General features: G+C 32.5%; 16 protein-coding genes. 10 read left to right on the forward strand and 6 right to left on the reverse strand.

Going from position 1 to position 12,864, the window contains the following annotated elements; all coding sequences use genetic code 11:
- Window positions 1-66: 66 nt before the first annotated feature.
- The 4 genes from serS to CLU81_RS26970 all read right to left on the reverse strand — a co-directional run bounded on the left by serS (window position 67) and on the right by CLU81_RS26970 (window position 4,363).
- Window positions 67-1,338: a serine--tRNA ligase gene (gene serS / locus CLU81_RS11720; RefSeq protein WP_099709966.1), complete on the reverse strand. Its 1,272-nt coding sequence runs from the start codon at window positions 1,336-1,338 to the stop codon at window positions 67-69.
- A gap of 341 nt (window positions 1,339-1,679) precedes the next feature.
- Window positions 1,680-3,224 carry a patatin-like phospholipase family protein gene (locus CLU81_RS11725; RefSeq protein WP_099709967.1) on the reverse strand — a complete coding sequence of 515 codons (1,545 nt, stop codon included), beginning with the start codon at window positions 3,222-3,224 and terminating at the stop codon, window positions 1,680-1,682.
- Window positions 3,225-3,579: 355 nt separating this feature from the next.
- On the reverse strand, window positions 3,580-4,122 hold the full coding sequence (locus CLU81_RS11730) for a DUF4375 domain-containing protein (protein WP_099709968.1): 543 nt from the start codon (window positions 4,120-4,122) through the stop codon (window positions 3,580-3,582).
- A 70-nt stretch (window positions 4,123-4,192) separates the two neighbouring features.
- A complete protein-coding gene (locus tag CLU81_RS26970) occupies window positions 4,193-4,363 on the reverse strand; it encodes a hypothetical protein (protein ID WP_199174564.1) in 171 nt (56 codons plus the stop codon).
- Between the two features lie 896 nt (window positions 4,364-5,259).
- Here CLU81_RS26970 and CLU81_RS11740 point away from each other — a divergent pair.
- The 10 genes from CLU81_RS11740 (at window position 5,260) to CLU81_RS11780 (ending at window position 10,876) form a co-directional block, all read left to right on the forward strand.
- Entirely contained in the window at window positions 5,260-5,706 is a 447-nt protein-coding gene (locus CLU81_RS11740) for a hypothetical protein (RefSeq protein ID WP_144444500.1), read from the forward strand.
- A 217-nt stretch (window positions 5,707-5,923) separates the two neighbouring features.
- Window positions 5,924-6,373, forward strand: coding sequence for a protease complex subunit PrcB family protein (locus CLU81_RS11745; protein ID WP_099709973.1), 450 nt, complete (start codon window positions 5,924-5,926; stop codon window positions 6,371-6,373).
- 76 nt (window positions 6,374-6,449) lie between these two features.
- The gene (locus tag CLU81_RS11750; RefSeq protein ID WP_099709975.1) at window positions 6,450-6,782 is read left to right on the forward strand and encodes a hypothetical protein; all 333 of its coding nucleotides are present in this window, start codon (window positions 6,450-6,452) and stop codon (window positions 6,780-6,782) included.
- 145 nt (window positions 6,783-6,927) lie between these two features.
- A complete protein-coding gene (locus tag CLU81_RS11755; RefSeq protein WP_099709977.1) occupies window positions 6,928-7,458 on the forward strand; it encodes a hypothetical protein in 531 nt (176 codons plus the stop codon).
- Window positions 7,459-7,518: 60 nt separating this feature from the next.
- Window positions 7,519-7,920, forward strand: coding sequence for a hypothetical protein (locus CLU81_RS26645; protein ID WP_144444501.1), 402 nt, complete (start codon window positions 7,519-7,521; stop codon window positions 7,918-7,920).
- The gene (locus tag CLU81_RS11765; protein WP_099709981.1) at window positions 7,913-8,194 is read left to right on the forward strand and encodes a hypothetical protein; all 282 of its coding nucleotides are present in this window, start codon (window positions 7,913-7,915) and stop codon (window positions 8,192-8,194) included. The genes CLU81_RS26645 and CLU81_RS11765 overlap by 8 nt, the downstream gene beginning before the upstream one ends.
- A gap of 239 nt (window positions 8,195-8,433) precedes the next feature.
- A complete protein-coding gene (locus CLU81_RS11770; protein ID WP_099709983.1) occupies window positions 8,434-8,991 on the forward strand; it encodes a YdeI family protein in 558 nt (185 codons plus the stop codon).
- A gap of 201 nt (window positions 8,992-9,192) precedes the next feature.
- Window positions 9,193-9,630, forward strand: coding sequence for a PhzF family phenazine biosynthesis protein (locus CLU81_RS27225; RefSeq protein ID WP_255410513.1), 438 nt, complete (start codon window positions 9,193-9,195; stop codon window positions 9,628-9,630).
- Window positions 9,631-9,659: 29 nt separating this feature from the next.
- Window positions 9,660-10,088 carry a PhzF family phenazine biosynthesis protein gene (locus tag CLU81_RS27230; RefSeq protein WP_255410514.1) on the forward strand — a complete coding sequence of 143 codons (429 nt, stop codon included), beginning with the start codon at window positions 9,660-9,662 and terminating at the stop codon, window positions 10,086-10,088.
- A gap of 44 nt (window positions 10,089-10,132) precedes the next feature.
- Entirely contained in the window at window positions 10,133-10,876 is a 744-nt protein-coding gene (locus CLU81_RS11780) for a hypothetical protein (protein ID WP_099709985.1), read from the forward strand.
- 39 nt (window positions 10,877-10,915) lie between these two features.
- On the opposite strand, the gene CLU81_RS11785 is transcribed toward CLU81_RS11780, so the two are convergent.
- Entirely contained in the window at window positions 10,916-12,046 is a 1,131-nt protein-coding gene (locus CLU81_RS11785; protein ID WP_099709987.1) for a DinB family protein, read from the reverse strand.
- Between the two features lie 156 nt (window positions 12,047-12,202).
- Window positions 12,203-12,430 (reverse strand): CDGSH iron-sulfur domain-containing protein, encoded by a 228-nt coding sequence (locus CLU81_RS11790; RefSeq protein WP_089353750.1) that lies wholly within the window; start codon window positions 12,428-12,430, stop codon window positions 12,203-12,205.
- Window positions 12,431-12,864 lie beyond the last annotated feature (434 nt).

The following is a 12,864-nucleotide window of genomic DNA, read 5'->3' on the forward strand; positions in this document are numbered from 1 at the left end:
TATTCAGTCGCAGTCGCAGTTAAAAAACTGAAAACTGCGACTGAGACTATTAACTTTATTTTATTCTTAATTTATAATATCAAATCCACAGTAAGGGCGTAAAACTTCTGGAATTACGATTCCTTCCGGAGTTTGGTAATTTTCTAATATTCCTGCCAAAACTCTTGGTAATGCCAATGAACTTCCGTTAAGTGTGTGTGCCAAATGGTTTTTTCCGTCTTTGTCTTTGAAACGTAATTTCAAACGATTTGCCTGAAAAGTTTCAAAGTTAGAAACTGAACTAATCTCTAACCAACGATCCTGCGCCGTAGAAAATACTTCAAAATCATAGGTCAAAGCCGATGTGAATCCCATATCGCCACCACATAAACGTAAAACTCTGTATGGCAATTTCAATTCTTTCAAAATATCTTTTACGTGTTCTACCATTCCGTCAAGTGCTTCATAAGACTTATCTGGATGTTCAACACGTACGATTTCTACTTTATCAAATTGGTGCAAACGGTTTAATCCACGAACGTGTGCTCCATAAGAACCTGCTTCACGACGGAAACATGGCGTATATGCTGTATATAAAACCGGTAATTCAGTCTCACTCAATAAAACATCACGGAATAAATTCGTAACCGGAACCTCAGCCGTTGGAATCAAATATAAATCATCAATTGTTGAGTGATACATTTGTCCTTCTTTGTCTGGCAATTGTCCTGTTCCGTAACCTGAAGCTTCGTTTACCAAATGCGGAACTTGCACTTCGTTATATCCTGCAGCAGTATTTTTATCTAAAAAGTAATTGATTAAGGCACGTTGCAAACGAGCACCTTTTCCTTTGTAAACCGGAAATCCTGCTCCAGTAATTTTTACTCCTAATTCAAAATCGATGATATCGTATTTCTTCACCAATTCCCAGTGAGGTTGTGCACCTTCATGCAAAACCGGAATATCTCCTTCTTCGAAAACATTCAAATTGTCATCCGGAGTTTTTCCTTCAGGAACAATATCAGCCGGAAGATTTGGTAACGTGTATAATTTATGAGTCAATTCGACAGCCAAAGCTTCTGCTTTTTCGCCTAATTCTTTACTTTTTTCTTTTAATGAAACGGTTTTTTCTTTTAAGATTGCGGCTTTAGATTTCTCACCCGCTTTCATTAATTCGCCTATATCTTTGGACAATTTATTAGATTCGGCTAAAGTGTTATCTAATTCAACTTGTGTAGCACGACGGTTTTCGTCTAGTTGCACCACTTCTTCAACAACGCTTTTAGCATCGATATTTCGTTTTGCTAAAGCCTTGATTACTTTCTCCTGATTCTCTCTAATAAATGCGATTTGTAACATAGCTTGATTTTTATAACTATTGTATTTTTTATATATAAGGAAGCAAATTTAAGGAAATGTTTCATAAGAATAAGCCAAAGTTGATGAGGAAAAACGATTTTGAAGATTATTCTATGAAGATATGGAACGGTTTTGCAGTGATTTGCAATTTTTTCTTTAAAAGAGATATAAATTAATCTCGCAAAGACGCGAAGTCGCAAAGATTAATTTAAAGTCATAGATAATCAATACTTAAAATAAATCTGTTAAATCGGCATGAAGCAAAAAAAATTTGCGACTTCGCGTCTTTGCGAGATTCAAAAAAGCCCAAATAAACGCCTTAGCAAATCTATATGAAATAATTATTTATGCTCAACCAATAATTCTCTTAATTCATTGGTTTTTAAATATGTCGCAAAACGTCCGGAAAGCAATAACATTTCTCTTTCTTCGGGCGTAATTCTTAATTTGGTTTCGACATGTGACGCATATTCATATAGAAGTAAAATTTGTCGCGGTGACAATTCACTAAATTTTCCTTTATCTAATGTTGCAACGATTACTTCGCCGTCTTTATCTTTTTTAAAGGCGTCTTCGCCAAATTTACTCAGCAGTTCTTGCTTGAAATTAGCATATAATTTTGACCAACTGCTCGAATCGTCATTTGTGTTTTTTAATTCAATTACTAAATCTTCATAAGGTTGATCTTTATCCAATTTTAATAAATGATCCCGAATCGTAGTAAAACCAATGATTTGGTAATTTGTAACCGGAATTTTATAGCGTTCAAAAGTATTTTCGACATCTTTATCAAAAGTCATATATCGAGTTTGAACCGTGTATAAAGATGCGGTTTCAAACAACGAAATCAACTTGATTTTGGCATCATTTACATAAGGTTCTTTTTTTCCTTGTCCCAAACAATCGATAAAAACTGCTTTTTTATTTTTATCGTCAACTTTGGTATCGTTATGAAGTAATTCTACCAAAGTTTTATATCCCATATTATCTGAAGCGCCGCCATCGACAATACATAATATTTTATCTCTGTTTTTTACTCCAAATTTCACTTTTGGAAGAACTCCCGGAAAAGCTGAACTTGCTGTAATGGCATAAGTAACCGGAAAATTATATCCGTCGTTTATCTTATTTTCATTCAATGCAATATCTGCTTTATTGGGCGCCAAAGACGAATTGAGATTTAAGCCTCGAATAATATGCGGCATAAACGGAATGCGTTCGCCATTGTTAAAAGCGGTTCCATTTGCCACAAACATCGGTAAAGAAGGCGTTTGTTTACTATCTTTTGAAACAAAGAAATCCGACAATAACATTTGAGTTCCAAACTTATTGACATTATCGGGATTAGTGCCGTCATATTGCAAAATATCCGAATCTATGCGTTGCGTCATCGATATTTTATCACCTTTTTCGTTTCGGCTATTGTTTAGAAGTGATAATATATTGGCCGATTTATCGACGTAATCCTTATAAGCATCGGCTTTAGAAAAATAGAATTCGTTGAAAGTACAATTGTCATAGAACAATTTATTTTTAAGAATAGTCAAATAATATCCCGCCGAAAAACAACCTCCCGAAACCGTTGAATAATAATCGATCTCATTCAGAAAATTGCGCTGACCATCACTTTCCTTAATTTCTTCTAATCCTAAAAGAACGCCCATACTAAAAAACTGCGCTCTCGAACCTCCACCCGAAATACCAATTCCAAGAGCAATATTAGGATTTTGAAACCTTTTATCACGTTCCTGAACTGATTTGTAATCGCTTAATGATACCGAAGGAATAGAATTATAATTGATTTCTGAAAACAGACTTATTTTATTTTGAGAAAATCCTATCTGAAGAAAAAGAAGAAAGAATATCTGGTAGTATCTACATCTCATTTTGGGCTTTTTAAATCGCTAAATCACTCAAGGCTAAATTAATGAAGTTATTTCAGAAACTAATGTGAACACTTCACAAAGATTCCCTAAGTTTTCTTTGAAGAAATTTTAATTAATCGCGCAAAGTCGCAAAGCCGCAAAGTTTTATTTTCTTGGCGACTTTGCGAGCAATTTTATAGACATTATAAATCTTTGCGAAAAAACGTAGAATGGATTAAAATCCATCCCTACAATATAAATCGAGCCGAAGGCTCTTTCTAAAAAAACTTTGCGAATCTTTGCGAAAAATCTTAGCGAACTTTGTGGTAAAAAAACCTTTGAACCTATGTCGCTCTGAACCTTTGAACCTATAAAACTAAGCTCTCTTAATCTCGTGTCCAACAAATTCCTCTAAAGCAGCAAACATATCGTCTACAGAAAGCACTTCGAAATCAGGGTGATTTTTCAAGAAATTAGCATTTAGTGTAACCAGATTTTCTTCCAGTTCATAGAAAGTATCATTTTGCAATAAATCGCGCGTTGGGTTTACGCCTTCCAATTTTCCGCTTACGAATTTATTCAGCTTTACGCCGCTCATCAATTTGACTTTTTTGCTTTGTTGCTGAAACAATTCCAAATGTTTTTCGGCACCAATTAATGCCAAACCTTCTTCGATAAGTTCGTTTAGCTCTTTATTCCAACCCGATTTATAAACAAACTGAGCAAAATTTCCTTCGGCGTATTGCGAATAGTAATAATCAAGATAGTAACTCATCAAAGCATCTTCATGAATAAATTCGTCATCTACACCTTCTTCTCGCATTAAATTGATTACCGAAATATTGGAATGAATCACATCGTGAAGATTTTCACTATTCATTGCCGTTTCAGAAACTATTATTCTACCAAATTCCTCCATCTTGTTTTTTGTTTTGAGATTGTTTTGCAAATTTCAGCTAAATTAAAACAGAAAAAAAACACAATCTGATTTAAATATTATCAGATCCTTCATTCTTCTTTTGCTCATTCATTTTTGCAACCAAAGCTTTTAATCGCAATGCATGTTCTTTTTTTTCGGCTTGAATTTTAGCCTTTTTCTTATTGAGCAATTTGGTATGCAAAGCCTTGTTTTTGGTGTTTTTTTCAGGTCCTTTTGCCATGATTTCTGCTTCTTTACATTGTTTTGCAAATTTCGGAGAAATAACAATACAAATGACATTATTTTTTTGGGCGTTTTCCGCCGCGGCGGACCGGGCTATTCGCTGCAAGTCCTCGCACTTCCTTCGTCAGGCTGTGGGCTATCCGCTGCTATCCCTAACGCAAACGTTTTCTTAAGAAATAATAATTGGCAAAGATTTTGTTTCGTTATTTAAAATTTCAACCAATAAACAAAACCACTAAAACCAAAAACCATGAAAGAAACCGTCTATAAGAGCTTACTATTTTCTCTTTTGATTACTAATATTTGGAGTATTGTTACATTCTTTATTTATTATTTTGAATCTCAAGAATCGTTTTACGGTCTTGAAACACTTTCTTTTTATTTAATGAGTTGCTGGATCACTTCAGGTTTAGATGTTTTAGTTCTATTAATTTCTTTGCTAAAAAAATGGATTTCAACTAGATTGAAAATCTTTTTACTAATAATATCCACATGGCTTAACTCGTTTTTCACAATATTACTTTTAATCGTAACACTTTTAGAAATAGTCAATTCAGAAGCCATTCTTGGTTTATATCTTATTTCAAACTTAATTATTTCAATTGTATCTCTATTAATGATAAATAGATTTTACAAAACCAATCTGTCCGATTTCCAATCAATAACCGACATACAGATTAGAAAATAAAATTAAACCTCAATGCAACCTTTTACAAAATCATAGAAACTTAATAATAGTAATTTTCAGGGCGTTTCCCTCCGGGTCAGCCTATCCGCTGCTATCCCTAACGCGCACGTTTTGAAAAGAAGGGATTATTTCGAAAGAAAAAACAGTATTTTAGCATAGTAACAAAAGAAAATCAACAACAAGGAGAAGTAATAAAATAAAGAGAAATGGGCAAAACAAGACAATTCTTAGATACACTTTCAGATCATGAACTAGCCTTTTTCTATAAATATAAGTTGCATACTTATATGCGCGATACTCAATTAAATATAAACGATTATGTAATAGAACGGGATTTAAACCACGAAAAAATAAATCAACTTATTACAAAACCTACACAGCTATATTATAAAAAAGCAAAATGCTGTCCGCGTTGCGGAACTAATAAATTACTTGTAAACACTGTAGAATGGACAGAAACATATGGTAAAGCCGGATATGAAGACGAAATAGCTATTGGTGATGCAATGATGGGAAAAGCTACATACAAAGATGAAATTATTTGCAACGTTTGCAATTTTTGGTTACAAGATCCAAACAATAAAAACCCGGAAAAAAGCAAAGAAAACAAATGGTCAATTTGGAGTTTTATTAACTTCATTTTAGATATCTAATTCATAAACTCGGTGAATTATTACACATAAAAACAATTCAGCTATTATCTCGCTTTTACTAGTTTATTCTAATAGATAAATTAATACCCGGAATTCCAAATCAGTAATCACAAAAAATCCAAAACCTCAACGCAACCTTTTACAAAATCAATCATCTGTTAACAAGGAGAATAGTCTAAATTTTAAAACCTATTCTCGTAACCAAAAAACCAAAATCATGAAACAGATTTTCATCCTTTTTTGTGTCTTTTTTTTGTTAACTGGCTGTAGCGATAACGACGATTCACATTCATCTGAAGTAAAATATTCCGAAATCATTCAGGGAGATAATTTTAACGGAGATTACAATAATCCAAAAGCCAATCTGGTTATAAAAGATCAAACAGAATGGAACAATTTACTTTTAAAATTCAATCTTATTACGAATGCAAATGTAATTTCTCCTGATCTTACTGTTGATTTTACCAAATATCAAGTTATCGCAGTTATTGACGATGTCTATAATTATGGTGGATATTCTATAGATATAACCAAAATCATAGAAACCAATAGTAGCATTTTCGTTAAAGTTGAATACTTAAAACCTGGAGGAATTAACGCTGTAATTACCCAACCGTACCATATCGTTAAAATACCAAAGACTAATAAAAAGATAGTTTTCAAATAAAACCAAGAAAAGTCTTGCTTTTTAATCCGTGTCTAAAACAATTATGACATAACTTTACGGTTTAAAGACAACAACTATGAAAACCGTTTTAATTGCAATTATTTCACTTTTATCTTTTTCAATGCAATCTCAAAATCGTTACGAATTGCAAGATCAGGGAAAAGAAAAACTATATCTTTCTGATTATATCACAAAAATGTCCGAAAGAAAGATAATCAACAGTGAACCTATAATTGTGATTGACGGAACTCCGTTTCGTTTTCAGGATCTTGAAAAACAGAAACTTCCTTTGTACAAAAAGGAAATTCAGGAAATAATGCCGCTTGACAGACAAAAAGGAATTAGCATTTACGGGAATTCTGCCGAAAACGGCGTTTTGATTGTCACCACAAACAGAAAGAAGAAATAAAACACGTGAAAATTCCATAAAACAGCCATTTTCAAAAAAAGAAGAATCACAATTGAAAACCAAAATCATTATCGGTTAGTAAATTTGGTCCTTCTTATGCTACGGCGACAAACCGAATCTAAGATTTTTTTCATAACCAAAACAAATGAAGAACTTTTATCTCTTTATAATCTTATTGTTCTTTACCTCAATAAACGCTCAGGTTAAACTTAATGAGAATCAGGAAAAAGCACTTAATCTTCAGATTCAAAATATTAAGAATCTATTTGCGACTAGAGATTATACCGGACTGACAAACAATATTTCACCAAAAATTATAAAATACGTTTACAATAGCAAAGACAGTGTTAGTAAAGCACTAAGGATTTGTTATGATGAACTGAAACAAAATCAAGTTACGAATCACGACACCTCAATCGGAATCCATTCTACTGTATTTAAAACCAAGGATGAACTTCAGTGTAGTGTGCAAATGACAACAATATTAAAAAAAGATACTTTTAAAGCAGTATCCGAGTATTATCTATTATTGGCTTCAACTGACAATGGAAAAAATTGGTGTTTCTCTCTAACTGATGGTTTTTTCAGAGACCTTTTGGACATAGATCCCAAATTGATAATTCCGAACAGAAAGCTAACGGTTTACAAAAATGGAATAATGATTGATAATGAGTAAATAAGAAGTAATTAAAGCTTCAAAATAATTACTAATTCTCAATCAATAATCCATCAAAACATGAAAGAAACAATACGCAAGAGTTTAATACTTTCTTTACTTATAACCAATATTTGGAGCGTTATTACATTCTTTATTTATTTCTATGAATCGGGATTGTTTCACGGTTTAACAACTCTCATGTTTTTTGTATATAGTTGTTGGTTTTCGGCAGGTTTAGGAATACTAGTAATATTACTTTCGTTTATAAAAAGGATAAAAATTAAATTTAGAATCTTTTCGCTTACATTGGTTGCGTGGATGAATTTCTTTTTCTTTGCCCTGCTTTTTATAACAATGGCATTAGAAATTATACGATCAGAAGCTTTTTTTGAAATGAGTTTATCGATCGTCATTTCGATAATTTCTTTGTTGTTAATCAGAAAAATTTCAAAACAATTCAATAACCAACCAAATGAATAACCTCTCTAAAAACTGGACATTATTCTTTGTTTCTGGAATCTTATCCATTATCGCCGGAATTATTTATGCTATAATCCTACTCAACGGAAATTCGGCAGAAGACGGATTAATGGGAATTTATATTTTGTTTTGGATACTTCCTGTTTTTGCAATACTACTTATTGATCGCTTTTTGGTTCGCAAGTTTGGCAATCAGAAAGTAAACAAAGTTCAATTCTCTTTTCTAGGATTTATTATACTTTTATGGATTATTAGAGCGATTGCGAATCTGTAATTATTTTAAACGAACAATTCCAAATGAAAACTTTTTTGAATCTTTCCAAAAAACTAATTAGCTTCATTTGGCTATTTTTGACACTTATTGTGATTTTCTTTCTAATACGACGATTTGCAAATCCAGATATTAAAGGAATCTCAACTTATGATTTAAAACTTTATTTCAAAATTACTCTTTGTTTTGCTGTAATATTTCTTTCGTTAGAGTTTATTATTAGAAAATTAAAATAATAAAAAATGAACCCAACCTTCTTCCCAACCCAAGAAAAATTCAGAGAATGGTTAGAAAAGCATCACCAAAAAGAAACCGAATTATTGGTTGGTTTTTATAAAGTGAGTACCAAAAAACCAACTATGTCATGGTCAGAATCTGTGGATCAAGCACTTTGTTTTGGCTGGATTGATGGCGTTCGGAAATCTATTGACGAAGAAAGTTATACGATTAGGTTTACGCCAAGAAAGAAATCCAGTATTTGGAGTGTCATAAATATCAAAAAAGTCGAAGTACTTACAAAAGCCGGATTGATGAAAGAAGCCGGAATAAAAGCTTTTGAACTAAAATCTGAAGAAAGATCTAAAATTTATTCGCATGAAAATGAAGCATATGTTCTAGATCCCGAACTCGAAAAGCAATTTAAAGCTAATGAAACGGCTTGGGAATATTTCAACAAGCAGGCACCATCGTACAAAAAAGTAATAATTCATGTAATTATGAGTGCCAAACAAGAAAAAACCAGAATTGCTAGATTAGAAAAAGCAATAAAATTTAGCGCTGAAGGAAAACGAATGCTATAAAAATTTAGAAAAACAACTTCTTGCCTGTCCTATTTAATTTTACTTTTTGGTAATATACTTAGTCACTTATTTTTACAAAAAAATAAAACAAAAAAGTAAATAAAGTACACTTTTTCTTTCTGTCTTTGTAGTACTTTTATAAAATATTTAAGAGCAATACTACTTATTTGCAAAACACTTTCTCCTCTAAAAAGATAAACAATGGAAAAAAGAACAACCTTACAATACTATGTTTTAGATGTTTTCTCTAATAAAAGTTATAAAGGAAATCCGTTATCGGTTGTTTTTACAGATGGTGATTTAGATCTTGAAGTTTATCAAAACATTGCAAAAGAATTTGGTTACTCTGAAACTTCATTTGTTTATTATTCTCCGGCACAAAAAGCGCTAAATGTTCGTTCGTTTACGCCAATAGGTTTTGAAATAGACGGCGCAGGACACAATTTATTAGGAGCAGTTTGTGGAGCATTACTTAAAAAACTTCCCATATTTGATGAACAAGACGAAACGAATCGTTTTGTAATGATGAAAAATGCGCCAATACCATTAACGGTAAGTTTTGATCCCGTGACTCAATATCCGGTTGTACAAATGCATCAAAAACCGGCTGTTATCAAACAAGAAATACCTATAAAATAGCAATTGCACTTGGTTTAAAAATTGAGGATTTGGACAGTAATGATTTTGTTCCTTCAGTTGTTCAAACGGAAGTTACACATACAATGGTTCCTATAAAAAACAGTCAATTGCTTAATGATTGTATTCCGGATAATAAACTTTTGATCGAAATTTCGAAAGAATATCAATCAGAAGGTTTTTACTGTTTTGCGATTAATCAAAATGAAGATCATTTAGTCGAAACGAGATTCTTTAATCCAATAATCGGAATAAATGAAGATCCTGCAACGGGAACAGCCGCTGGTCCGCTAATTGGTTTTTTGACCCAAAAAAAACAGGCAAAACTAAATAAAGAATATAAAATCCTACAAGGCGTTAAACTCAACCAACCTTCTTTGATTGAAGTAATGTGTAGAGAAAATGATATTTTGGTTGGAGGTTCTTCGATTATTACAATGCGTGGAGAACTTTATATATAAGCAATGAGGTTTTCCTTTTAAGATTCCCAATTTTACAAACCCACATGACATTTTACGAAAGATATTTAAACGGTGAAACCGAAAAGGTTTACGAAGACATTTATAAACTGGGAGAAAATGCATTTCTACCAAATAATATTACGGACATCGAAAAAGTATTAACTGAGACTTTCGAAAGAGTAGCTTATAATTTGGACATTATTTACAATGAATTAGTAGAAATCAATTACCTGTTTAAAACTGATTTTCAATATAATTTTGAACGCCCATTAATCGAACCACTTCCAGATACAAATCAGCTGTTACTTAAACTGGATAAAGCAGTAAAACCATTCGGATTCGTACCAACATCTTTAAAAATGTTTTATAAAATTGTTGGCGCTTGTAATTTTGGTTGGGATTATGACACAAATGAAGATTTTATTTGGGAATGTGCTGACCCAATTCAAATTACAAGTCTAGACGATCTTGTTTCAATGGTAATAAATGATGATACTCTGGAAAGTTTTCAGGAATATTATGAAGATGATGGTTTTATTTCATTAGAACTTTCGGCTGATTATTTGCATAAAGACAATATCAGTGGCGGTGCCCCATATTCATTACAAATCACCAATAAACCAAGTATTGATGCCCCATTTTTAAATGAAGAACACAACACTTCTTTTATTAATTATTTGAGAATTTGTTTTGATAATTGCGGTTTTTCAAAAATTACAGATCCAAAATACAACAATGATTATAAGTCGTTTTTCGATAAGGTAAAGCCACAATTAAAGAGAATATAAAAAAAGCTGCATCAAATGATGCAGCTTTTTTTATATCCTTTACTTCTTGATTTCTTTTGGCAATGTTTGTTTTTGTTGTGGTGGAATTCGCTTTTTCAAAAACAAAATTTGTCCTAAATGACTTGATTGATGTTCCATAACGTGAAACCAGCAATATTGATTTGTCCAGTCGTATCTTGTTTGAACTTCTACAAACCATGCATCGTCTCTTTTCTTTAATTCTGAAATGGTTTTTGCTCTTACTTCATTATAGATATCTAAGTAATATTGAATATCATGGCCTTTAAACTCGTCACGACCGCCTTGATCCAGGTCTAAAGCTTTTTGCCATATTTTCTTTTCTTCTTCATTAAAACCTCTGTTTTCGAAAGTAAAAACCTGATAGTATTTTTCGGCTGCAGCCAAATGCATTACAAGTGCTCCAATGCGGTTGGCTTCATCATCATGAAGATAATCAATTTCATATTGACTCATATTTTTAACCGCTCGCTCCACACGAGCTTTAAGATCTTCGAGCATCGAGATCATATCACCAATTTTTGGCGAAGCTCCTTCAACATTTCCAATTCTAGCTTCTTGCCTTGGTTTTATACCTGTTCCTTCCAACAACAAACTGGCTTTTCCGTCTACGCTTGATTTATCCGAAGTGATTTTATATTCTTTAACTTTAACCACGGCATCTTTAGATATTCCGAAGCTCCATTTTGGAATATCTCCGTCTTTTATTGGAGTTTCAAAACTTGAATTTAAAACCGCCAAAGGTTCAAAAACACCTTTATCATTTTCGATAAGTAATTCGAATTTATCAAAATAGAATTTTCCGTTATACAAGCATAAACCTCCAAAACTTAGTGATTTGCTATTTGCATCAATCGTTCCTTCAACCGTATATGATTTCCATTCATTCGATTTTACCGGTCTGTCACTCATATTGTCAAAAAAACCGTCTTCGTCATTTTTGGTATCCACGCGTGCCCAAACTCCAGCCCACGATTTTGGCTCTGTAGTTTCTACTTTAACGGAAGCAATTACTCTAAATTTTTTCTTTACAGAAGTTTGAACGGCAATCGTCTGATTGAAAGAAGTCCAATCACTCGAAACAACTTTTTGTGTTTGAGCTTGTCCCAAAACAAAACTCAAAAACAGTACTAGAAGTGGTATTTTTTTCATTTTCTATTTTCTTACAAATTAATTAAAATATTTATTGTTTATCTAATATTTCAATCAATTATTATTCGAAAATTCTTTCAAAAAAAATCTCAAACACAAAAAAAGCTGCATCGTTTGATACAGCTTTTTTATATTCAAATAAGAAATCGAAATTTCTTAATTCGTTTTCATCGGTGGTAAATCAAATGCGATTGATTCATGTTCGAAGTTGTTACGGTGTCCGCCATCGCAAAATGGTTTGTTTGCAGATAATCCACAACGGCAAAGTCCTAATGCAGATCTTCCTTGTAATCCATAAACTGCTCCTTCTGAATCCATGATTTCAAAATCACCTTCGATTTTGATAGATCCGTTTTTATTGATGATTAATTTTGTCTTGCTCATAACTTGTTTTTGTTTTTTTTCAGGGCAAAGATTGCGAAATAAATTTTGAAGATTTTAATTGAGATGCTAGTTTAAACTGGTTCTATTTTAGGATTGAAATAATCTCGCAAAGTCGCAGAGACGCAAAATTTTTGTACTTTGATTATTATACACAAACTTGTCAGACTGAGCGAAGTCGAAGTCCCGCAAAGTGATTTAGCATATGTGGCTTCGACTTCGCTCAGCCTGACAAACTGGGTGTTTTTTAGCCCCGATAGAAGTGAAAATCCTTTTACTTTTTTCTTTAAAAAGTAAAAGATTGTAACGGATAGCGGGATTAGCTCCTGAAAAAACTATTAAGAAAAATCAAATCTTTGTCGAGTTTCTAGTGTGGTTGCTTCGTTCCTCGCAATGACAAACAATGAGAAAAAACTTTGCGACTCTGCGACTTTGCG

Source organism: Flavobacterium sp. 9 (assembly GCF_002754195.1).
Lineage (GTDB): Bacteria > Bacteroidota > Bacteroidia > Flavobacteriales > Flavobacteriaceae > Flavobacterium.

Coding starts and splice junctions, on each gene's coding strand:
- serS (WP_099709966.1), bottom strand. CDS start 1,338: ATGTTACAAATCGCATTTATTAGAGAGAATCAGGAGAAAGTAATCAAG.
- CLU81_RS26645 (WP_144444501.1), top strand. CDS start 7,519: ATGAAAGAAACAATACGCAAGAGTTTAATACTTTCTTTACTTATAACC.
- CLU81_RS11755 (WP_099709977.1), top strand. CDS start 6,928: ATGAAGAACTTTTATCTCTTTATAATCTTATTGTTCTTTACCTCAATA.
- CLU81_RS11730 (WP_099709968.1), bottom strand. CDS start 4,122: ATGGAGGAATTTGGTAGAATAATAGTTTCTGAAACGGCAATGAATAGT.
- CLU81_RS11785 (WP_099709987.1), bottom strand. CDS start 12,046: ATGAAAAAAATACCACTTCTAGTACTGTTTTTGAGTTTTGTTTTGGGA.
- CLU81_RS27225 (WP_255410513.1), top strand. CDS start 9,193: ATGGAAAAAAGAACAACCTTACAATACTATGTTTTAGATGTTTTCTCT.
- CLU81_RS11750 (WP_099709975.1), top strand. CDS start 6,450: ATGAAAACCGTTTTAATTGCAATTATTTCACTTTTATCTTTTTCAATG.
- CLU81_RS11725 (WP_099709967.1), bottom strand. CDS start 3,224: ATGAGATGTAGATACTACCAGATATTCTTTCTTCTTTTTCTTCAGATA.
- CLU81_RS11740 (WP_144444500.1), top strand. CDS start 5,260: ATGGGCAAAACAAGACAATTCTTAGATACACTTTCAGATCATGAACTA.
- CLU81_RS11790 (WP_089353750.1), bottom strand. CDS start 12,430: ATGAGCAAGACAAAATTAATCATCAATAAAAACGGATCTATCAAAATC.
- CLU81_RS11745 (WP_099709973.1), top strand. CDS start 5,924: ATGAAACAGATTTTCATCCTTTTTTGTGTCTTTTTTTTGTTAACTGGC.
- CLU81_RS26970 (WP_199174564.1), bottom strand. CDS start 4,363: ATGGCAAAAGGACCTGAAAAAAACACCAAAAACAAGGCTTTGCATACC.
- CLU81_RS11780 (WP_099709985.1), top strand. CDS start 10,133: ATGACATTTTACGAAAGATATTTAAACGGTGAAACCGAAAAGGTTTAC.
- CLU81_RS11770 (WP_099709983.1), top strand. CDS start 8,434: ATGAACCCAACCTTCTTCCCAACCCAAGAAAAATTCAGAGAATGGTTA.
- CLU81_RS11765 (WP_099709981.1), top strand. CDS start 7,913: ATGAATAACCTCTCTAAAAACTGGACATTATTCTTTGTTTCTGGAATC.